Below are 21,700 nucleotides of genomic sequence, written 5' to 3' on the forward strand. Positions count from 1 at the left end.
GTGGGCCGGAAGTCCGTTGCGGCTGTATCCGCCGAAGTCCTTGACTCTAGGTACCGTACCTAGATTAACTAAATCACAACCGACCGAGGAGCGCGAGATGCGACTGGCTGTTCCCGACCTGATCTCGAACTCGTACTTTCCTGCTGTTGCGGCGGTGGAGCTTGGCCTCATGCGCGAGGAAGGCCTCGACGTCACGCTGGAGCTGCTCTTCCCGGTCACCGACGCGGCCGCCGCGCTGCGCGATGGCGAGATCGACTTCCTGGCGGGTGCCGCGCATGCACCGCTGTACGACGTGCGAGCGTGGGACGACACGACGCTCGTCGCCGCGCTGTCGAGCAACATGTACTGGTACCTCGTCGTGGCGGCGGACTCGCACATTGACGCCGGCTCGTGGACCTCGCTGCGCGACGTGCGGATCGGCGCGGCGCCCGGCCCTGACACAGGGCTCCGCCAACTCCTGGTCGGTGCCGGCCTCGATCTCGACGAGGCTCGGATCGACATCGCTCCGGTTCCGGGCGCTGACGCCCCCAGCGTCTCGTTCGGCGTCACCGCCGCGCAGGCGCTCGAGCAAGGCCGCATCGACGCGTTCTGGGCCAACGGCATGGGCGCCGAGGTCGCGGTTCGCGACGGCATCGGCAAGATCATCTTCGACGCACGGCGCTGCGACGGAGAAGCCGCTGGCTTCACGTTCCCTGCCCTCATGACGTCGCGGAGGCTGGCTGCCACGTCGCCAGAGGTCGTGTCCGCCGCCGTCCGCGCGATCGTCCGCGCACAGCGGGCCCTCCGGGAGGATCCGTCTCTGGCCGAGAAGGTCGCCGACGGCCTCTTCCCGCCAATGGAGACAGGGCTGATCGCGAACCTCGTAGAGCGAGACCTTCCCTTCTACAACCCCGCCATCAACGACAGCGCCGTCGCGAGCCTGCAGGACTTCGCGTGGCGCGCTGCCCTGCCAGGGGCCGGTGGCTCCTTCGCGCGAGCGGTCGCCAGGGAGTTCGCCCCCCTGTGGTCCTCATGAGGAGGCACCGCGCTGCTCCGCGGCGTTCCTGACCATCGCTCACCGTAGATACGGCCGAGAGGAAGACATGCCGAAGCCCGAGCTGGAGTTCGTCTCCATTGAAAAGACCGCGTTCACACCGTGTGAGGGCGTGGTACCCCAGCTGACCGAAAGAGTCCTCGCCCGCGACCCGGAGCGCGGCGTGGCGACGCGGATCCTCCGCTTCGAACCGCAGACGGACACGACGCCGAACGGTGTGCAGTCTCATGACTTCTGGGAGGAGGTCTACATCCTGGAGGGCTCCATCACCGACCTGCGGTTGGGGCAAACGTTCACCGCAGGGGACTACGCGTGTCGCCCGCCCGGCATGAAGCACGGCCCGTGGAAGTCCGAGGAGGGCTGCCTCACCTTCGAGGTCAGGTACGAGGCGTGAGCCGCGCCGGTGCCGAGGAGCGGCTGGACGCCCGAGGACGCCGCCACTCCGTCCCCACGCCATCGAACAGCGTTGTCGTTCCCGGATCGCCAAAGTAGGTCACCAAAAATTCAACCGAAATAAGTTACCTGGCTTAACCACCCCCTAGGGAGTCCCCCGATGAAGCTGAGAGCCGTCCCCCGCCTCGCAGCTGTCTTCGCCCTCAGTGCGGCCACGATGCTCAGTGGATGCAGTGCTGGAGCCGGCAAGGGCAGCGCGTCGAACGACACCACCTGGAAGGTGGGTGTCATGCCCTGTACCAGCGACTGCGGCTTCTTGCGCATGGCGCAGGCAAAGGGCTTTTACAAGGAGCAGGGCGTCAACGTCGAGTTCGTCGAGCTCAAGAGCGCGGAGCAGGTCTACCCGGCGCTGGCTTCCGGCGAGGTGGACGCCATCGAGCAGAGCCCCGGCGGACTCTACATCGCCGCGCAGCAAGGAGGTCTCAACGCAAAGGTGATCGGTTCCTCAATGGAGGGCAACCCTTTCGCAATCTTCGCTAACAAGAAGTACGACTCGATTTCGGACCTCAAGGGCAAGAGTGTGGGCATCTCGTCGCCGACAGGACTTCCAGCCCTCGTTGCCAAGCTGATGCTGAAAAACGCCGGCGTCGACTGGACGTCGGTCCAGAAGGTGAACGCGGGCGGCAACCCCGACCGGTACCGGGCCGTGGTGGCGGGCACGGTCGACGCGACCGCCGATGCCACGGACTACGTCCCGCGGGCCGAGAAGGACGGCGTGAACGTCCTCGGCCTCTCCGCCGACATCATCCCCGACTATCCGCGCTACATGATCATCGCTCGCGAGGACAGCCTCAAGAAGAAGGACGACCTGGCCACGGGGTACCTGGCCGGCCTGATCCAGGGTCTGCGGTACGCGTACGACCACCCGGACGAGGCCAGGAAGATCTCCGCGGAGGCGCTGAAGGTGAGCCCGGACGACCCCATGGTCACGTTCACCCACGACGTCATCGTCGAGAAGAAGCTGGTCGATCCCGACGGCGGCATCGACATGACCAAGCTCGAGTACCTGGAAAAGGTGCTGCAGGAGTCCGGTGATCTCAAGAAGTCGATCGATGTGAAGTCCCTCGTCGATGACTCGTACCAGCAAGCCGCGCTGAAGCGTTTGGAGGACTGAGACCATGCAGGCAAGCAGCACCGCCGGGAAGACGCAGGCGAGCCCTCCGACGACTCCACCGGCCCAGTCGCAGCCGAGGGTCGTCATCGACCGCGTCTCCAAGGACTTCACCGTCTCGGATCGCAAGGGAAGTCAGCCTCTGAAGGCCCTGGACCGGGTGTCGTTGTCGATCAACGACGGCGAGATCGTCGCCCTGACCGGCTTGAGCGGCTGCGGCAAGACCACCTTGCTGCGCATCATCATGGGGTTGGAGCGGGCGACCAGCGGCACCGTGACCGTGGGCGACAAAGTGGTCACTGGATGCGGTTTTGACCGCGGTCTGGTGTTCCAGCACGCCGAGCTCTTCCCGTGGCGGACGGCTCTTCAGAATGTGGAGTTCGGGCTCGAGGTGAAGGGCGTGCCGAAGGCGGAGCGTCGCCGGATCGCCCGCGAGAAGCTCGAACTCGTGGGCCTGGGCGCCGCGATGGACAGGCGTCCCAACCAGCTTTCCGGTGGCATGAAGCAGCGTGTCGGTCTGGCCCGCGCGCTCAGCATCGAACCGCAGGTGCTCCTCATGGACGAGCCCTTCGGAGCGCTCGACGCGCAGACTCGCGAGGGTCTTCAGCTCGAGGTGCTGCGCGTTCACCGCGAGACCGGCAAGACAATCATCTTCGTCACGCACGACCTGGACGAAGCCGTTCTGCTCGCGGACCGGGTCGTGCTGATGTCCCCGAACCCGGGCCGCGTGGATCACATCTTCGACATCCCGATCTCCGGTCCGCGCGAGGACCTGTTCGCGATCCGCGGTCTCGACGAGTTCGCTCACACGAGGTACGAGATCTGGCGCCGGCTCATGGCGCGGGTCCACGAGAACAGCGAAGCGGCGCACGGCATCGATCCGCAGGGCCGCGATCGAGGAGGGGACCGATGACTTCCCTAGCGCAGGAACGAACTTCCACCCGTCAGGAACCAGACCCCACCGATGTCGCGAAGCGGCGCAGGATCCTGCGCGGCCGACACACCTACACGCTGGTGACCATCGCCTCCCTGTTGGTCCTGCTCGTGGCCTGGGAGATCTTCGGGCGACGGATGAATCCCATCTTCGCCTCGTACCCGACGGCCATCGCCGTCTCGTTCCGCGACCAACTCGCCGACGGGACGCTCGTCACGGCACTGCTCGACAGCCTCAAGCCGCTGCTGCTCGGCTACCTGATCGCTGCTGTCGCAGGCATCCCCATCGGCCTGCTGTTGGGCCGGTACCGGGCCGTCGAGGCAGCCCTCGGCATCTACGTGACGGGCGGCTACGCCATGCCGATGGTGGCGTTCATCCCCCTGCTGATCCTCTGGTTCGGACTCGGCTTCGCCGTCAAGGTGGCGGTGGTCGTGGTCATGACGGTCTTCCCGATCGTGATCAGTACGTGGGCGGGGGTCAACGCCGTCTCGAAGCCCCTCCTCGAGGTCGGCAAGTCCTTCATGGCCAGTGAAACCGCCATCATGCGGAAGATCATCCTGCCCGCGACAGTGCCACACATCATGACGGGTCTGCGCCTGGGTATCGGACGCGCTGTCATCGGCATCGTGATCGCCGAGTTCTTCACCTCGATCGGTGGCCTCGGCGGCTTGATCATCAACGCGGGCCAGCGGTTTGACACGTCGGCGCTGTTCGTCCCGGTCGTCGTCCTGATGGTGCTCGGCATCGGTCTGACGCGGGGGGTCGGCTGGCTGGAGTCGCGGGTTGCCCCTTGGTACGTCGGCGTCAGCGGCGGGCGGGACCCGGAGTGACCGCCGCGATCCACGTCGACGTGCTCGAAGGCCTGCTCGACGAGCATGAGCGCGCGGTCTTCGAGGCGGCGGGCTACGGGCAGCGCGCCGGCTTCGGTGAACGCCCGGTCCTGCTGGTCGTGGACGTCAACTACAACTTCTGTGGCGACCGCCCCGAGCCGATCCTGGACTCCATCAGGTCGTGGCGGAACAGCTGTGGCGAGCATGCCTGGGACGCGCTGCCGGACATCGGCAGGCTCACCGCTGCCGCTCGGCGGCGCGGGATTCCGGTCATCTACAGCACGGGCCAGGATCCCCGTCCCGACGGACTCGACTCCGGACGCTGGGCGGACAAGAACCGCCGGCGAGCTGAGGACGCAGTCGTCACACGGGGGCGCGGCAATCAGATCGTGGAGCAGATTGCTCCTGAGGATCCCGACATCGTCATCTCGAAGCCGAAGCCCAGCGCCTTCTTCGCCACACAGCTCAACAGCCTCCTGGTGGAGCTGAAGGCCGACTCCGTCCTGGTGTGCGGCGCCACGACCAGTGGCTGCGTGCGGGCCACCGTCATTGACGGCTTCTCCAACAACTACCGGATGGCCGTGGTCGCCGACTGCACCTTTGACCGCGTGCAGCTGTCGCACCGGGTGAACCTGCTGGACATGCAGCAAAAGTACGCCGACGTGGTGACCCTCGACGAGACCCTCGAGTTCCTGGACTCGCTCCCGGACAGTCTCTTCCCGTGGTTCTCTCCGGCACGAACGAAAGAGTGTGGATGACATGGGGCACGTGATCGTCGTCGGTGGGGGACCGGTCGGTGTCGTCGCCGCCCTCGCCGCTGCACGAAGCGGCTTCGAGGTAACCGTGCTGGAGGCTGCGGAGCAGGTTCAGGACGACCCGCGAGCCTCCACCCTGCACCCCTCGACCCTCGAGATGCTCGACGACCTGGGCCTGGTCGACGAGTTGATCAGCGTCGGTCTGGTCGCCCGTCATTTCGACTTCTGGGACAAGCCGAGCCGGAGTCTCGTTGCACGGCTCGACCACGACGTCCTGCGTCACGAGACGAGGTTCCCCTTCGTCGTACAGACCGAGCAGCACAAGCTCGCCCGCATCGGCCTGCGCAGGCTCGCCGAGATGCCGAATGTCGACGTGCGGCTAGGGTGCACGTTCACGAGTCTGGAGCAGTCTGCCGACTCTGTCGTCGTCCATGGGCAGACCGCCGACGGGCCGGTCCGGCTCACGGGCGACTGGGTCATTGGGTGCGACGGCGGCCGCAGCGCCGTTCGCAAGGGGCTCGGCATCGAGTTCGAGGGCTACACCTGGCCGGAGCGGTTCGTGGTGCTGACCTCCCTCTTCGACTTCGCCGATGCCATGTCCTGCAGCTACCGCAGCTACTTCGCGGATCCGTTCGAGTGGTCCAACCTGTTCAAGGTCGCAGGCGAGGACCTGAAGGGGCGCTGGCGGGTGGTGCTTCCCACATCAGTCGGGGAGTCCGACGAACAGGCCCTGAGCGACGAGGCGTCCATGCAGCGGCTCGAGCGCATTTGCCCCGGCGCGTCGCAGGGGGAGATCGTGCACCGCAAGATCTACCGGGTGCATCAGCGCGTGGCGGCCCGGTTCAGGGTAGGCCGGGCCTTCCTCGCCGGCGATGCGGCCCACGTGAACAACCCGATCGGTGGCCTCGGGCTCAATTGCGGAATCCACGACGCCGTCGAGCTCCTTGAGGCATTGGACGACTTCCGCGGCTCCGGAAATGAGGACGTGCTCGACGCCTACGAACGCCGCCGGCGGGACCTCAACATCCGCTATGTACAGCAGCAGACTGTGAGCAACAAGAAGCGGCTCGAGGAGAAGGACCCGGTCGTGCGAGCCCAGCGGCTCGACGAGCTACGTGCCATCGCGAGCAGCGAGGAGTCGCAGCGGGTGTTCCTGCGCAGGACGTCCTTGCTCGAGAGCGTGCGAGAGCCGCACGCGAGCGCATGAGAGGGCACGGCGGCAATCCGTCGACCGCCTATGAGCCGCTCCTCGCCGGATACCTCGCGCTGGGCATGGGGGTCGGTCCGCTGACGCACTATGCCTTGAGTGCGCTGGGTCCCTTGGTCGTCTCCGACCTCGGGTTGTCGGCGACCGAGTTCGGCGGCCTCTGGCTTGTCGCCTTCGGTACGGCGGCCGCCTGCACCCCCGGATTCGGGCGGCTCACCGACCACCTCGGTGCCCAACGGATGCTTCGGCTCACCTTCGTCTGTGCGGGGGCGGCCATGGTGGCCGTGAGCATGTCGCACTCGCTGGTCCCACTGGTGCTCGGCGTGGGTCTCGCCGGCATGGCGGTCGCCACCTCCAACCCGGCGACGAACCTCGCAGTGGCCGGCTCGGTGACCGTCGGGCGACAAGGGCTCGTCGTGGGAGCGAAGCAGTCAGGGGTGCAGGCAAGCCAACTGCTGGCAGGTCTCGCCCTCCCAGGACTGGCCGTGGTGCTCGGCTGGCGCGTGGCGATTCTGCTCTGCGGGGCGTTGGCGGTCCTCGGGTTCGTGGCCACCCGATGGGTCGTGGGCCCCGCGGCTCCACGCGCCGCGCGAGCCGGCGCCCCCCGTGCGGCCATGGACCCCAGTGTGTGGTGGTTGGCCACCTACGCGCTGGTGACCGGTGCCGCCATCCAGGCGACGAACGTGTACCTGCCGCTCTATGCCCACGACGTGCTCGGCCACTCGGTGAGCGAAGCCGGGCTGGTCTCGGCCACGCTCGGCGGGACCGGCGTGCTGGCACGCCTTGTGTGGGGGCGGGTGATGGACCGCATCCTCGATACGCCGTCGCTCCTGACCGGGTTGGCGGTCCTGACGGGCGTGGGCTTGGCGGTATGCGGCCTCGCCGCCGCCGTCAGTGACCTGATGGTCTGGCTGGGCGCCGCGATCTTCGGAGCGAGTGCGTTGGCTGCGAACGTCGTGATCATGATGACGGTGGTGCGCACCGCGCCAAGTGGCTCGGTAGGCCGCGCCACCGGTTGGACCTCACTGGGGCTCTATGCCGGCTTCATGGTCGGGCCGCTCACTTTCGGCATGTTCGTCGACTCGGCGGCCGGCTACGACGGCGCGTGGTCGTACCTGTGCGCACTGACCGTACTCCTCGTCGTCATCACGGCCTGCTGGAAGCGGTTCGGTAGGCACGCCGATGACGCCAGTGGGTCCGAGGCCGCCCGGGCCGGTGCCGGCGGTGCGCGAGGAGCTGGCTAGAGCCGCTTTTTCACACAACGACGCACAACAATTTAGGAGCTACAGCTGTGAGCGCAGTACTTCTTGCGGTCCTCCGTCCGAAGGCCGATGACGTCGACGACTTTTTCACGTGGTACGAGGCCGAGCACGTCACCGGACGACTGGCGATGCCGGGCTTTCTCGACGCCCATAGGTACGTCTCCGAAGACGATCACGACATGGGTTTGGTGATCTACGACCTCGCGAGTCTGGATGCGCTGGGCACGGAGGCGTACCGAGCCCTGCAGGCCAGGACGGCCGCGACCACGCAGACGCGGATGGGGGGACTGGACCAGTTTGTCAGGGTCACGGGGGAAGTCATCCAGGAGCACGGCGACGTCGACGCTGCGGTACCCCTGCTCTTCGTCGTGGCGTTCTCGGCACCGCGGAGCGACCTGGACGACCTCGACGCGTGGTACCGCGAGGAACACGCACCCATGCTCCTCAAGGCCGCGGCCTGGCGCGGGGTCAGCCTGATCGATGTGACGGGATCCAACACTCCGTGGACCCGGGTGGCGATCCACCGGCTCGCCGATGCGTCTGCGCTCGAATCGCCGGAGCGCCGTGCAGCGGGGGAAGCGCCTCGGCGACAGCAGCTTGCTGCCCGACCCTGGTTCAACGCCGGCACCCGCTACAGAGTCAGGGCCGTGGATCGTCTGGACTCCGCCTCGAGGCGTCGCTAGACGGGCAGATGTTAACCGTGGGAGGCCTCCGATAAAGTCAGCAGGGCGCCCCAGGAGGCGAATATGACGCCTGGCCGCGCATTCGCGATCGCGAACGTGTATGGACACGTTCGCGACCGACCGGCCACGATTTCAAGAAGCGTAGGTATAGCAGTGGCTCGTCGATCAGTACGGAACCCAGGGCGCGTAGGCCGCGGCATCGCCGCCACCATCTCCGCGCTCAGGGGCGGCCCTGGCGGAACCTCCGTCGAGGTGGATGCCTACTTCGAGGGTGTCGCACGTGCTCGCTACATCATCCGGCGCACCTTCCGGATCTTTGACGAGGTGGCCCGCAACTCGGACCTCGAGCCGCTTCAGCACCAGGCGCTCATCCAGATCCTCGGTGGCGGCGTCACCGAGGGAGCCCTTCCCGTGAGCCGGATCGCCGAGCGCCTCAACGTCACGAGTGCCTTCGCGTCGCGACTCGTTCAAGACCTCGAGGCCAAGGAGCTGGTCGTCCGGCGTCCCTCGGAAGTGGACCGCCGGGTCATCCTGGTGGAGGCGACTGCGCACGGTCGCCGGTGCCTCACGACGGTGTCCGACGGCGTCCGGCGCGACGTGGCCTACTTCCAGTCGCACTTGACGGAGGAAGACCGCGCAGCTGCCCTGACCGTCATGGCGTTCTACGTCGGCGTGCCGCTCAACGGCGACGACTTGGAGTCCATCAGGAGCCTCGTCCAGTCGGCCATCCACGCACAGCGAGAGGCGGCCGCGAGATGAGTGTTCCGGCCTGAGACCTTGGGGAGTGGCTGGCGGCTGGTCGAGCGCCGAGTGCGGCGTGAGCCTGGTGTCGTAAGCGTGTAGCCGTGCGGGCATGGCGGCGCTCGGGGGGTCTGCGAGGGAAACGGCTTGGCGTAGGCCCCGTTCCAGCGGTGCCGGCGCGATCGCCCCTGCCCTGCTGACGCCCGCGAACGCGCCAGCCGCCGCTGTCGAAACGTTGCCACGCGCGGAAGCTCGGCCCACCTCTTCGCCGTGTTCGGGCTGACGTGGAACCGCTGCCCGGCTCGACGCTGTGGCCAGCCGTCCTTCACGGCGTAGCGGGCCAGAGGCAGACGCTTCCGTTTCGCCGACCGGTGCCGCACACCCATCTCGCCGCTCCGCACCCCTTGACCCTCCACACCCAGATAGTTAATCTAGGTAACGTATAAAGGTCAGTGATTTCCTCCATAGGAGCGCTGGATGACCCATGCAACGAAAGACACCGAGGTTCTGATCGTCGGTGCAGGAGCGGGCGGCCTGATCCTCGCCCTCAGCCTCAAAGAGATCGGCATACGGTGCCGTGTGTACGACGCGGTGCCCGAGCTGACGGCCGTGGGTGTCGGTATCAACCTGCTTCCGCACGCCGTTCGTGAACTCGACGAACTCGGCCTGGTGCCGGCGCTCGACGAAGTCGGTATCCGCACCAAGGACGCGTCTTACTACAACCGGTTCGGCCAGCACATCTTCACCGAGCCCGCAGGTGAAGCGGCCGGCTACCCGTGGCCGCAGTTCTCTCTACACCGCGGTGACATGCAGATGGTGTTCCTGAAAGCCGTGCGCGAGCGGCTCGGCGAGGACAGCGTCGTCACCGGTCACCGACTCACCCACGTCGACCTCGGTGACGACATGGTCACCGCCCACTTCGTCGGGCCGAACGGCGAGGACCTTCCCTCTGTCCGCGCCTCCGTCCTTGTCGGGGCCGACGGCATCAAGTCCGCGCTGCGCAAGCAGTTCTATCCGGACGAGGGCGATCCGCTCTACTCCGGCCTCACCATCTGGCGGGGCGCGACCCCCATGCCACCCTTCCTGAGCGGAGCCAACACCGTCCGCATGGGCTGGATGAGCGTCGGCAAGCTCATGGTGTACCCGATCAGGAACAACATCGATGGCCAGGGCAACCAGCTGATGAACTTCGTCGCGACCCTGGAGCGGCCTCGACCCGACTTGTACGACTGGAACGCCAAGGGCAGGCTCGAGGACTTCTTCCCGGTCTTCAAGGACTGGCACTTCGACTTCCTCGACGTGCCTGGCATGCTCCAGAAGACCGACCCGATCCTCATCTACCCCATGGTGGACCGCGACCCACTTCCCACGTGGACCTTCGGTCGCGCGACGTTGCTGGGTGACGCCGCCCACCCGATGTACCCGCGAGGCTCGAACGGCGCAGGCCAGGCGATCCTCGACGCACGGTTCCTCGCCGGCAGCTTCAAGCGCCATGGCGTGACCGACGAGGCACTCCACGAGTACGACGTCACGCGTGTCGAGGCGACGGGCAAGGTCGTCCGCATGAACCGGGCCAACCCGCCGGACGCCATCCTGCGCGAGGTGCACGAGCGCAGCGGCGACAAGCCGTTCGAGCGCCTGAGCGACATCGTCTCCGACGAGGAACTGCGTGCGATCACGGAGCGGTACAAGACCGTCGCGGGCTTCCAGGTCGACCAGCTGAAGCGGAGGCGTTCGCTCGTATGACAAGCACCGTCATGACCATCCCCGGTCTCGTGGTTCCCCCGCTGACCCCGTTCACCGCAGAGCTGACCGTGGACTACGACGCGCTGAAGCACGGTGTCGACTACGTGGTGAAGGACTGTGACGCTGCCATGGTGATCGCAGCGGGCGTCGAGGCGCAGGAGTACCAGTACCTCGACCTCCCGCAGCGGCGGGAGCTGATCCGAAGAACGATCGAGTTCGTCGATGGGCGCCGGCCGGTCGTGGTCGGCGTCTCCCACCCGTCGTTCAAAGTCAGCATCGACCTCGCTCACTTCGCAGAGGAGCTGGGCGCGAGCGCCGTGCAGCTGCTGGCGCCGCTTCGGCCCTTCGGTGGCGAGCCTTCACCCCGGGATCTGGAGCGTTACGTCGACGCCGTGGCCGGCGAAACATCGCTGCCGCTCATGCTCTACCTCAACGCCGGGGCCGGAGCCACCGTGTCCCCCGAAGCGACCATTGCACTGGCGAGCCGGGACAGCATTCAGTTCGTCAAGGAGAGTTCGCGCGATCTCTCAAGGGTGTCGCGGCTGATCGAAGAAATCGACCAGGCCGGCCTGGCGCACTACTTCACCACCGTGCAGATGATGCTGATCAGCCTCCAGCTCGGCGGATCCGGTGTGACGCTGCCACCGCCCGTCGCGAAGATCGCATCGCTGATCCTGCAGTCGTTCCTCAAGGGCGACGTTGCCGAGGCGGTACGGCTGCAACGGCAGTTCTCGCTATATCCGACGAAGTGGATGCGATACGGCCTGACACCAACGATGAAGGCGTCGCTGGATCTTCTGGGCGTGCCAGCCGGTGCCCCATACCCGCCGTACTCGCCGGTGACCGGAGAGGACCTCGACGACCTGCGTGCCTTTCTCGCGACGACCGACCTAGAGATAGTGGAGGAACTCTGATGCTGACCGTCATCAGGCTCGGACGAGACGACGCCGCCGTACTCGTGGAGGGCGCGCGTCAGGCCGCCGTCGGCCTGGGCATCCCGATGAGCATCGCGGTGACCGATGAGAGCGGGCACCTGATCATGTTCGAGCAGATGGACGGCGCCAAGGTGAGCAGCATCGCCACCGCGATCGACAAGGCCTTCACCGGTGCCACCGCTCGCAAGGGGACGCACATCTACAACCAGCTCTGTGTGCCCGGGGAGCCGACCTTCGGCATCCACAACACCAACGGCGGTCGTTTCTCCGTGATCGGCGGTGGACTCCCCGTCGTCGTCGACGACCAGGTGGTCGGCGGCATCGGCATCAGCTCCGGAACCGCGGGGGAGGACCTCGAGGTGGCCCAGGCTGCCGTCAACCACTTCATGAAGTTCCATGCCGAGCGTGGTTGAGAGCGGCGGGGCCCAGCACTTAGTGGACGGTACCGCGGAGGCGATGCGCCGCCTTCTGTCCTCCGTGCCCACCGGGTCGTTCATCGACGGCCAGTGGGTGAGCACGGACGCCACGTTTGATGTGCGGAATCCGTCCACGGGCCAACCGCTCGCCGCAGTGACCGACGCCGGTCCGGACCATGGCATGGATGCCCTGGCCGCGGCGTCGCGAGCGCAGGACCGCTGGGCCGCCGTTCCACCACGGAACCGGGGGGAGATTCTTGGCCGGGTGCACGACCTGCTCCATAAACGGGCCGACGACTTCGCCATGCTCATGGCACTTGAGATGGGAAAGACCATCTCCGAGGCCCGGGGCGAAGTCGGCTACGGCGCCGAGTTCTTCCGGTGGTTCTCCGAGGAGGCCGTGCGTGTCGGTGGCGGATATGCGCAGTCGCCCACGGGCGGCAGTCGGATTCTCACCATACGACAGCCGGTCGGGCCGGTTCTCGCCATCACGCCGTGGAACTTCCCGCTCGCCATGGGCGCCCGCAAGATCGCGCCCGCGTTGGCGGCCGGATGCACCGTTGTGGTCAAGCCCTCCGAGCTCGCACCGCTGACCACTCTTGCGTTGGCGCAGGTCCTCGTCGAGGCCGGAGTGCCCGACGGCGTGGTCAACGTCGTGACAACCAGCCGGGCCGGCGGTGTCGCCGAGCCGCTCATTCGGGATCAGCGTCTGCGCAAGTTGACGTTCACCGGCTCAACGGCTGTCGGCAAGCGTCTGATCGCCCAGTCGGCGGACTCCGTGCTGCGCGTGTCCATGGAGCTGGGAGGAAACGCCCCGTTCATCGTCTTCGACGATGTCGACCTGGACGCTGCGGTGGAAGGTGCCCTGCTCGCCAAGATGCGCAATGGCGGCCAGGCATGTACCGCGGCGAACCGCTTCCTCGTGCACGACGCCGTCGTCGAGCAGTTCTCGCAGCGCCTGGCCGACCGAATGAGCGCTCTCCTCGTCGGATCAGCGACCGACGAGGAGACGCAGGCCGGCCCAATGGTCAGCGAGGCCGCGGTGCGGAAGGTGGAGCGGCTGGTCTCGGACGCGGCGACGGAGGGAGCCCGGGTTCTGACCGGGGGCTGTCGACTCGAGAGTGAGGGCTTCTTCTACGCGCCGACGGTGCTGATCGATGTGCCGGTCGACGCACGGCTGCTGTCGGAGGAGATCTTTGGTCCGGTCGCTCCGATTACCAGCTTTTCCGACGACGAGCAGGCGACAGCTCTTGCCAACGACACAGAGTATGGCCTTGCTGCCTACATCTTCACCCGCGACCTGAATAGAGCGATCCGGCTGGCTGAGCGGCTTGAAACGGGAATGGTAGGTATCAACCAGGGAGTGATCTCCAACCCGGCCGCGCCGTTCGGTGGTATGAAGGCGTCGGGCCTGGGTAGAGAGGGTGGAACCCAGGGAATCGAGGAATATCTCGAGAGCAAGTACGTGGGAATCGACTTTTCCTAGCCTGCCCGCGACGTCTCGTGTGCTCTGTCCGTGGACGGAGACGTAGGTGAAGCGGCTGGCTGGTGGACGACGGTGCCGGCCGGGCCTGATGGGAGCCCCGACCCGGCCGGCTGTCGGCTCAGGTCACAGTTTCAGGAGCGGTTGCCAGCCGTCGCGGTAGCGCACACCGCGAGGTCGCGGTCGGACCGGCTCGTGCACCATTGCGGAGACCGGCTCGGTTCGGATCTCCTGGGGCCGGTCCACCACGACGCAGACGTCCTCGCCCGGCCACCACCAGCCGCAGGAGCGGGCCAGGTTGGCCCACGCGTTGAGGTGTTCGGCCTCGTCCGGCCCGTACCGGGCAAGAGCAAGCCGATGCAGCGTGTCGTAGTAGGCGACCCAGGACGCGTCCTGCTGGCCGTACCAGCAAACGGGGACCGGACCGCTGCCGGCCATTGTGGCACGGACGGGTAGGTAGTACCCGTGCGCGAGGCTCCGGTGCAGTGCCGTGCGTACGCCTTGGTGCAGCACGACACCGAGCGGAACGCCGCTGTCGAGCGCGTGGAGCGGCGCCAGTTCGGGCCATGGTTCTTTGGTCTTGCCCGCGCGTATCGGTGACAGCTCCGGGTCGGTGTGAGTGACGCTCGCGCTCAGCGCGCCACGGAGCTGCGAGGTGACCATTGCGAGATCGCTCGCCAGTGGTGGTGTTCCGCGCGGGCGAGGGTCGCGGATCCACTCGTAGAGTTGGTCGAGGGTGGGCCATCCGGTGATCAGGGAGCGTGCCTTGTCGGGCGACTCGACCCATTCAAATCGGGGTTGCGGCCGCTTCATTCTGGCGTAAATGGCGGTCAAACAGCGTTCGGCGGTCGGCTTGTCAGCCGGTTCTGTGGACAAGGCGTGGCCAAGCCACTCCTGCCGAATCCCGACGGCCTGCTGCCACAGGTCACGAACGTTGTTGCTGTAGACGGCCTGTGCAGGCGTCGCGGCGTCGTTGCGCCGCGCGGGGGCGCTCATCGCGCCTGGGCGTCGCCGCCCTTCCGTGAAGAGATCATGGGGTGACTATGGCCCACCACGCGGCACAGACGCAAGCGGCTTCGAAAGCCATCCGGGGGAGGACCGAAGTGATCGGTCTCGGCTCGATAGCCTTGCCGCAGCGCGTGACGAGCGAGCGAAACGCGCTGAGGCTGGTGGGCCACTGGCGTCCCGCTCGGGTCAGAACGTCCCGGGCCCGAGGGCGGTCAGCGCCGATTCGTCGGGCAGCAGCGGACCGCCGTCGATCGAGGCAGGCGCCGGCCGTGCGACGGATCGGCATGCCCGGGCTCGACAACGGCAGTCCACTGGCCGGCCCCGGTCGGAGCAACCAGGGGTGGTTCGATCAGAGCCCCAGGCTCTTAAGCCAGCTCACTTCGGCTTCGAGTACCGCCTTGGGGTTCTCGTTGAGGCTGTGGCTACCGCCGGGGATCTCCACGAACTTGATGCTCGGGACCAGCGAGCCCTCGGAGTTGGCCTCGGCCAGCAGCCAGTTGGGCTCGAAGTCCCGGATGGTGGTGTCCTGGTCGCCACGCATCATGAGGATGGGGATGGGAATACGCTTGATCCAGTAGGTGCCGTCCGCGGCGCTGGTGGCCTCCCACCGGTAGGACAGGAAATGCTGCCCGGTCACCGGACCCGTCCGGCTCGGACTCCCGCCCCCACCGCGCATCTCGGTCGGCAGAATCTCGTCAACTCGTCCCGCCGCCAGGAACCGCATCGACTCGTCGAAGAGCTGGTTGTAGTTCTGCTCGTCCTGAGTGAGGAGATGACGCGACTTCCACGGCAGTTTGGCGAACATCGACGGCAGGATGACCCCGCGGATGCGGGGGTCCCAGTTCGTGGCGGCGTAGAACTGGACCTGGATGTTGCCGAGGCTGCGACCGTTCAGGACAATCTTCTTGTATCCCATATCGACGGCGGTGAAGAAGGCTGCCTCGATGTCCTTCCGGATGTCGAAGAAGTTGTCCGTCTCGCCGTTGTCGTCGTGTTGCCGGGTGTTGATCGCCAGTACGGCATAGCCCGCCGCCGACAACCCTGGCATCTCGAATCCCAGGTAGTTTCCGCCGCTGCCGTGGACCCTGAGCACCAGCGTGGTGTCGCTCGGCTTCCTGTCGCGGGGTTCGAAGAGCACGGCGTCGACCTTAAACCCGTCGATGGCGTCGATGGTGAGGAACTGCTGCCGCGCGTTCTTCGGCGCCACGAAGTCGTCGGGCACCCAGCCGGGCCTGGGGGTCGTCCGGTAGGTGATCGCCGCGACGGACTTGCCGCCATGGCCGGCTGCGGCCACGTCCGCCTGGCCCTCGGGCTGGAGTTGGCCCTCGGCGACGCCACCCCCCGCCATCGCCGGGCTCGCGGTGGCGCCAATCGCTGCCGCCGTAGCCGTTCCCGCGGCCGCCCCGAGGAAACTCCGGCGGCTCAGATCGTGTGCTTTGCCCATTCTTCTCCTTCTTTCGTACCTGGCGCTCGCGCTCGCCTGTGCGGACAGGCGGGACCGGATCTACAGGCCAAGCTCTTTGGTCGCATCCGACGGCTGCGGATCGTCGTCGGCTTTGGCGATCGACTGCGGCCGTTGCCGGGCCTGAGGGCTGCCGGGTGGGTGCCGTGTTGTTCGGTCACCGGGGTTCCGCCGAGGTGTGGACCTCCTTACGTAGATCCGATGGCGTGACTCTACACTCGAATACAGTACGTAAGTCAATGACTTATATTGCCGACTGGAGTACGTTATTGGTTCAATGGTCGTCGTCGCCAGCCCTTTTCTGTCCCTTGCAAACGGTGACCGCACCTCGGTCGCGCCGCGGTGCTCGTGGGGCGTGGCCGACGCCGCCGGGGGGAGACTCCTGGCCTGCCGCCCGGGTAGTTGCCAACCGGGCAAAACGTTGACGACGTCCGGAGAAGGTTCGTCCGCCCCGGCCGAGGCGTCCAGATGCAGGACCACGCCCGGGACCGGCAGACGGGGCGCGGTCGTCTGCGGCAGGCCGCCGCTGGTCTTGATCGGCCGCACTCGGCCCACCTCCCGCGCCGCAATGCGAACCTGACCCAGCCTCGGAGCGCCACAACGTCCATCCCGGACACCAATCGCCAGGCGGTCGGGTCGGACGCGTCCGGCCCGAACAGCGCCTCCTGGCCACGCAGCACGGCCAGGTCCCACACGCCTCACCACCGTCGGCTCGTATCACCGCGGGGTCCACCGCGACCCGGCCCAGGTCGGGCACCCCATGCGGCCGCCGCAACCCCGAGGGGGAGTCGCTGCCCGGCCGCTGAGGTGGACGCGACTGCGGTCCAGCAGCTGCGGCCGCAGTTCGGCCCGGATGGCGCGCCGGTCCCGCAGTAGCGCACCGGACGCGAGTCAGCTCCGGGGGCGGCGAAGGCCACAGACACCCGTGTTGCCGGCGGGTGTCAGCAGCGAGTTCGTAATGTCCGCGGCGGAGGTTCTGCATGAACGTGTGGCCGGATGATCACTTGTGCCGTCTTATTCGTTCGTAGACCGCGCATCGGTCTCAACCGGCGTTTCAGCTGGCTGTGAGCAGCCTCGATCGGATTATTGGTGTACTGCTTGACGTCGTGCCACGCCGACGGGACCAGCTCATCCAGTAACGAGCGGCTCACACTGGACGGCTCGCGCAAGCGCCGATCAACCGCGACGCATCCTCGCGCAGGCGGCTGCCGGCCAAAGTGTTGACACCGCCGTGGAACATGCCCCAGAGTTACTGGACTAGTCCGGTATTCCGTGCGGTAATCCACATGAAGGTGGATCAAATGGCCACGAGATCGACAGTGAGAGCGGGGCTGTCGCTGCTAACGGTGGTGACTCTGGCGGCCAGCTTGCTGGCGCAGGTATCCGAGGACGTCCAGGCCGCCGGCGTCCAGGCAGTCGGTGAGCAGACAGCCAGCGAGCAAACGGCTCACGATCAGTCCGGCTCTCGCGGTGATCTGACCTTGCCCGATGGCTACGTCGATCGAGTGAACGGCGCGCTGGAGCAGGGATCCGACCACTGGGGCGAGAAGTTGCTTGACCTGCCCGACGGTCCGACCATGACCAACGTCAAGCCGCTGCTGGTGCCGGCCAACCACGGTGGTACGACGGACGCCGCTTCGCCCTGGTACTACCTGCCCTTTACCTACCCGGCGCCGGACCCCAGTCGGTGGGCCGAGGAGCGGGACTTCTCGCTGCACGTCGCTGACGGCAGCGAGCTGATGTCGCAATGGTCGGACGCGCGGGCGACTCAGCGCGTCCGCTTTTTCGTCGGCGCGGGCGGGGCCGAGCGCTACGGCCAGGCCGAGGTGAGGTCGGGCGACCCCCGCCTGACCGGAGGATACCTGCCGATTCTCTCCAACTCCTATCGTGACGCCGCCGGGGTTCGCTACGAACGCGAGTCGTTCGTCACCGAGCTCACCCCGGGCGGCCCGGCAGTCAGCATGCTCCGGTTTGTCGTCGACGGGCCGGCGAAGGCGCACCCGCGGCTCCGGCTCAACCTGAGCCGCGACAAGGTCGCAGACGTCGTCGCCGAGCCTGGGCGGCTGACACTCGATGGAGAGGCCGTGGTCGCATTCAGCGGTGCAGCGACCTGGTCCGCGCCTGACCTGAGCTTCACGCCCGACTTGAGCCGCGGAAAGGCCGAGTTGTACCTGGTCGTGCCGAACGAGCCGGCCGAGCTCACCACCGTACGTCCGTCGGCCGCGCTGTACGACGCCGCGAAGTCCCGCACGGGCGACTACTGGACGACGCAGCTTAACGCCGGCGCCAAGGTCCGGATCCCGGAGAAGTACGCCGCGGACGCCATGCGCAGCACGCTTCTGAACAACCTGGTGATGGGCTTCAATCTGACCGTCGGAAACGGCTACGAGTCGCTGGACAAGTCCTTCGCCTTCGTGCCGGAGATCGCGGCGACGGTCACCTCGCTCGGCGACTTTGGCTACCAGGATAAGGCGCGCGCGAACCTCACCGAGATGCTGCGACGCGGCCAGGGTAGCTTCTTCCTGTCCTGGGAGCGCGGGATCAAGCTGCAGACGGTGGCGACGTATTACCTGCAGAGCAACGACGGGTCGTTGCTGCAGGAAAACCTGCCGATGTTCCGCGACTGGCTCGCCGACTTCAAGCGGCAACGCCTCGCGGACCCGAACGGTCTGCTGGCCAAGACCCGCTACGCCTCCGACATCCCGGAGCCGGTCTACGGCCTGCACCACCAGTCCGAGGTCTGGCGCGGTCTGCGCGATGTCGGTGTCGCGTTGCGGCTCTTGGGCCGTACCGACGAGGCGAAGCCGTTCCTCGATGAGGCGGCCGGCCTACGCTCGTCGCTGCTGGGCGCGGTGGAGAAGTCGAAGACGGTGTTGCCGGACGGCTCGATGTTCGTGCCGATCGCATTGCTGGACCCCGAGTCGTCGAAGCCGTACGACAAGGTAACCACCAACTTCCTCGGCAGCTACTGGAACCTGATCATGCCGTACGCCCTCGCGACCGGGCTGTTCGAGCCGGGCAGCGCGACAGCCACCGGACTGCGGGACTACCTCTACAAGCACGGGTCGCTGTTCCTCGGCCTCACAAGGTTCAACCTGTCGACCGCCGATCCCGGTGTCTGCCAGAACATCCCGCACAACCAATGGCCAGCGGTGCCTGGATACAAGTCCAGCGGCATCGACCAGCAATACGGCTACTCACTGATGCGGTTCCTGGCCGACAATGCCGAGTCCGATCGCCTCGACCTGAGCTTCTACGGGATGCTCGCGCATGACCTCACGCCGCACACCTTCGTCGGCGGCGAGGGCGCCACGATCTCGCCGTGCCCGCAATTCGGTGAGTACTACCGGTCGCAGTACTGGCCCCCGTTGTCGCCGAACAACGCCACCTACCTGGAGGCGCTGCGCGGTCTGCTGGTCAGCGAGGACCTGGACGCCGACGGCATGCCGACCCGGCTGCACCTGGCGCCGGCTACGCCGCGGCCCTGGCTCGCGGACGGCGAGCGGATCGAGATCGCCGACCTGCCCACGTCCTTCGGCAACGTCGGGTTCGCCTCTTCGTCAAAGCTGACGGACGGCCGGCTGACCGTGCGGGTCGACCCACCCCGCGCGGCCGCCGGACGGGCGCCGCTGACGGACGTGGTGTTGCACCTGCGCGCGCCGCGCGGTCACCAGCTGACCGGCGTCACTGTCGACGGCCGGCCGGTGACATTCGACGCCGCGCGCGAGCTGGTCGACCTTGACCGGCCGACGACGGCGATCACGGTCCGGGCGACATACCGGGCGACGAAGGTGGCCGACGCGCCGAGCGCGGAGGCCACGAAGGTGACAACTCCGCGTCCATTGCTGGAGCCGGGTGAGACGTTTGCGCTGGACCTGGAGGTCGAGGCGCTCGGGCTGGGCACGGTCAGCGGCACCGCCGAGGTCGGCGCTCCAGCCGGGTGGACGGTCAACGGCTCCAAGCTGCCGTTCAGCGTGAACAGCAACCAGAGACTGGCCTGGTCCGAACTCGCGACCTCCGTCCGGATCCCCACTGATGCGGCACCCGGGAACTACCGGATCGACGTGGTCACCCGACCGTCCGGTGGTACGGCGCGGACCTCCTCGCTGTCGGTCCGGGTCGCCCGGCCGGACCCAACGGACTATGCCGCGCTGGTGAAACGGGACGGGCCGGTGGGCTACTGGCGGCTCGATGACGCCCCGGGCCAGCCGGTGGTCGATGCCTCCGGCAACGGAAACACTGGTGCCTACCGTGGCAGCGTCGGCCGGTCCCAGCCAGGGGCGATCGCCGACTCTGCCGACACCGCAGTCCGGCTGGACGACGGCCATGCTGAGATTCCTGACAGCGCCTCGCTCAGCATCACCGGTGCCTACACGCTGGAGTCGTGGGTCAAGGACGCCGCGGGTGGACCGCAGGGCATCATCGAGAAGTACGACGGCAGCGACTGCCTGCCGTCGCGCAACGGCTACGGTTTGCGACTGGTCAACGGCAACAAGCTGCAGGCGCTCACCGCCGCCGACCAGGCGCAGTCCAGTGCGTCCAGCCCCCGCAGTGTCCAGCAGGGGCGATGGCATCACGTCGCGGCAGCGTATGACGGAACGACGCTGCGGACCTACATCGACGGGCAGCTGCAAGCGTCCACCCCGATGGCCAACGCACCGACTGACGGCAAGGGCAGCCTCAAGCTGGGCGCCCGTGGAGACGACGCGTTGGACCGTTTCGTCGGCAGCTTGGACGAGGTCGCGATTTACAACAAGGCCCTGACCCCAGGCCAAATCGACTCCCACTACGTCAAGGGCGTGCTCGGCAACCCCGGCCAGTCGCTCCATGCACTGCAGTCCGATGGGACTACCGTGCGAAGCACCTCATCGTCGGCTCCGGCAGGCTCGGCACCCAGGCACACGTCGCCACGTCAGCAGCCGGCGGTCACCGGCCAGTCCTCCTACGCGGCACAGGTGCTGGCCGACAAACCAGTCGGCTACTGGCGGCTGGGTGAGCGATCCGGCACGAGCGCCGAGGACTCCTCCGGCACCGGCAACCCCGGCGCCTACACAGACGCAGTGACACTGGGCCGCCCAGGCGCGTTGACGGGCGATCCGGACACCGCCGCCGAGCTGACCGACGGCCACATCCCCGTACCGGACTCACCCTCGCTGAGCGTCAGCGGCTCGTTCACCCTCGAGGCATGGGTGAATCTCAATGACGTCTGCCGGCAGTACAGCGTGGTCGAGAAATACGATGCCCCCGCCTACAACGGCTATGTGTTGCGCGTCCTGCCCGGCGGCAAAATAGGCGCCCTCACGTTGGGCGTAGCCGGGCAGTTGGCGTCGGTCGAAGGGCAGACGGTCGCCACACCGGACGAGTGGCATCACGTTGCCGCGGTCTACGACGGGTCGACCATCTCGGTCTACCTCGACGGACGACTCGACGGCTCGGCCGCCACAAAGGTGAACCCGACCGACGGGGCCGGAAGCCTCAAGCTGGGGGCCCGTGGTGACGACGCCGGTACCAGGCTCGCTGGGCTGCTCGACGAGGTTGCCGTCTACGACCATGCCCTGACTGCCGACAAGATCGCGCGACACTACTCGGTGGGCACGCCGGGTTGATGCTCGACGGCACTTGACTTCGGTGTTGGGCGGGG

The 21,700-nt window shown here is 67.0% G+C and carries 18 protein-coding genes; 15 read left to right on the top strand and 3 right to left on the bottom strand.

What is annotated here, in order from left to right:
* Positions 1-97: 97 nt before the first annotated feature.
* From ACWD5O_RS30460 to ACWD5O_RS30525, 14 genes are all read left to right on the top strand, one after another.
* Positions 98-1,015, top strand: a complete 918-nt coding sequence (locus ACWD5O_RS30460) for an ABC transporter substrate-binding protein (protein ID WP_450087438.1) — start codon at positions 98-100, stop codon at positions 1,013-1,015.
* A 67-nt stretch (positions 1,016-1,082) separates the two neighbouring features.
* Positions 1,083-1,427 (top strand): cupin domain-containing protein, encoded by a 345-nt coding sequence (locus ACWD5O_RS30465; RefSeq protein WP_074308873.1) that lies wholly within the window; start codon positions 1,083-1,085, stop codon positions 1,425-1,427.
* A 159-nt stretch (positions 1,428-1,586) separates the two neighbouring features.
* Complete coding sequence (locus ACWD5O_RS30470) at positions 1,587-2,600, top strand: ABC transporter substrate-binding protein (RefSeq protein ID WP_450087439.1); 1,014 nt, start codon at positions 1,587-1,589, stop codon at positions 2,598-2,600.
* Positions 2,601-2,604: 4 nt separating this feature from the next.
* Positions 2,605-3,510 carry an ABC transporter ATP-binding protein gene (locus tag ACWD5O_RS30475; protein ID WP_354965896.1) on the top strand — a complete coding sequence of 302 codons (906 nt, stop codon included), beginning with the start codon at positions 2,605-2,607 and terminating at the stop codon, positions 3,508-3,510.
* Entirely contained in the window at positions 3,507-4,361 is an 855-nt protein-coding gene (locus ACWD5O_RS30480; protein WP_450087440.1) for an ABC transporter permease, read from the top strand. The genes ACWD5O_RS30475 and ACWD5O_RS30480 overlap by 4 nt, the downstream gene beginning before the upstream one ends.
* A complete protein-coding gene (locus ACWD5O_RS30485; RefSeq protein WP_354965894.1) occupies positions 4,358-5,119 on the top strand; it encodes an isochorismatase family protein in 762 nt (253 codons plus the stop codon). Before ACWD5O_RS30480 ends, ACWD5O_RS30485 begins: the two co-directional genes overlap by 4 nt.
* A gap of 1 nt (position 5,120) precedes the next feature.
* The gene (locus ACWD5O_RS30490; RefSeq protein WP_450087456.1) at positions 5,121-6,323 is read left to right on the top strand and encodes an FAD-dependent oxidoreductase; all 1,203 of its coding nucleotides are present in this window, start codon (positions 5,121-5,123) and stop codon (positions 6,321-6,323) included.
* A complete protein-coding gene (locus ACWD5O_RS30495; protein WP_450087441.1) occupies positions 6,320-7,567 on the top strand; it encodes an MFS transporter in 1,248 nt (415 codons plus the stop codon). Before ACWD5O_RS30490 ends, ACWD5O_RS30495 begins: the two co-directional genes overlap by 4 nt.
* 47 nt (positions 7,568-7,614) lie before the next feature.
* Positions 7,615-8,268, top strand: a complete 654-nt coding sequence (locus ACWD5O_RS30500) for a hypothetical protein (protein WP_450087442.1) — start codon at positions 7,615-7,617, stop codon at positions 8,266-8,268.
* Positions 8,269-8,520: 252 nt separating this feature from the next.
* Positions 8,521-9,027: a MarR family winged helix-turn-helix transcriptional regulator gene (locus tag ACWD5O_RS30505; RefSeq protein ID WP_450087443.1), complete on the top strand. Its 507-nt coding sequence runs from the start codon at positions 8,521-8,523 to the stop codon at positions 9,025-9,027.
* Between the two features lie 459 nt (positions 9,028-9,486).
* Positions 9,487-10,755, top strand: coding sequence for a flavin-dependent oxidoreductase (locus ACWD5O_RS30510; protein ID WP_450087444.1), 1,269 nt, complete (start codon positions 9,487-9,489; stop codon positions 10,753-10,755).
* 11 nt (positions 10,756-10,766) lie between these two features.
* On the top strand, positions 10,767-11,669 hold the full coding sequence (locus ACWD5O_RS30515; RefSeq protein WP_450087445.1) for a dihydrodipicolinate synthase family protein: 903 nt from the start codon (positions 10,767-10,769) through the stop codon (positions 11,667-11,669).
* Positions 11,669-12,103 carry a GlcG/HbpS family heme-binding protein gene (locus ACWD5O_RS30520; RefSeq protein WP_450087446.1) on the top strand — a complete coding sequence of 145 codons (435 nt, stop codon included), beginning with the start codon at positions 11,669-11,671 and terminating at the stop codon, positions 12,101-12,103. Before ACWD5O_RS30515 ends, ACWD5O_RS30520 begins: the two co-directional genes overlap by 1 nt.
* Positions 12,096-13,592 (top strand): NAD-dependent succinate-semialdehyde dehydrogenase, encoded by a 1,497-nt coding sequence (locus ACWD5O_RS30525; protein ID WP_450087447.1) that lies wholly within the window; start codon positions 12,096-12,098, stop codon positions 13,590-13,592. The genes ACWD5O_RS30520 and ACWD5O_RS30525 overlap by 8 nt, the downstream gene beginning before the upstream one ends.
* Before the next feature lie 123 nt (positions 13,593-13,715).
* On the opposite strand, the gene ACWD5O_RS30530 is transcribed toward ACWD5O_RS30525, so the two are convergent.
* The 3 genes from ACWD5O_RS30530 to ACWD5O_RS30540 all read right to left on the bottom strand — a co-directional run bounded on the left by ACWD5O_RS30530 (position 13,716) and on the right by ACWD5O_RS30540 (position 17,345).
* On the bottom strand, positions 13,716-14,585 hold the full coding sequence (locus ACWD5O_RS30530) for a DUF6745 domain-containing protein (RefSeq protein ID WP_450087448.1): 870 nt from the start codon (positions 14,583-14,585) through the stop codon (positions 13,716-13,718).
* Between the two features lie 361 nt (positions 14,586-14,946).
* The gene (locus ACWD5O_RS30535) at positions 14,947-15,891 is read right to left on the bottom strand and encodes an alpha/beta hydrolase (RefSeq protein WP_450087449.1); all 945 of its coding nucleotides are present in this window, start codon (positions 15,889-15,891) and stop codon (positions 14,947-14,949) included.
* Positions 15,892-17,000: 1,109 nt separating this feature from the next.
* Positions 17,001-17,345, bottom strand: coding sequence for a DDE-type integrase/transposase/recombinase (locus ACWD5O_RS30540; protein WP_450087450.1), 345 nt, complete (start codon positions 17,343-17,345; stop codon positions 17,001-17,003).
* 15 nt (positions 17,346-17,360) lie between these two features.
* Between ACWD5O_RS30540 and ACWD5O_RS30545 the strand changes: the two genes are divergently transcribed.
* Positions 17,361-21,665: a LamG-like jellyroll fold domain-containing protein gene (locus ACWD5O_RS30545; RefSeq protein ID WP_450087451.1), complete on the top strand. Its 4,305-nt coding sequence runs from the start codon at positions 17,361-17,363 to the stop codon at positions 21,663-21,665.
* Positions 21,666-21,700 lie beyond the last annotated feature (35 nt).

This window comes from Micromonospora sp. NPDC005161 (assembly GCF_053599855.1).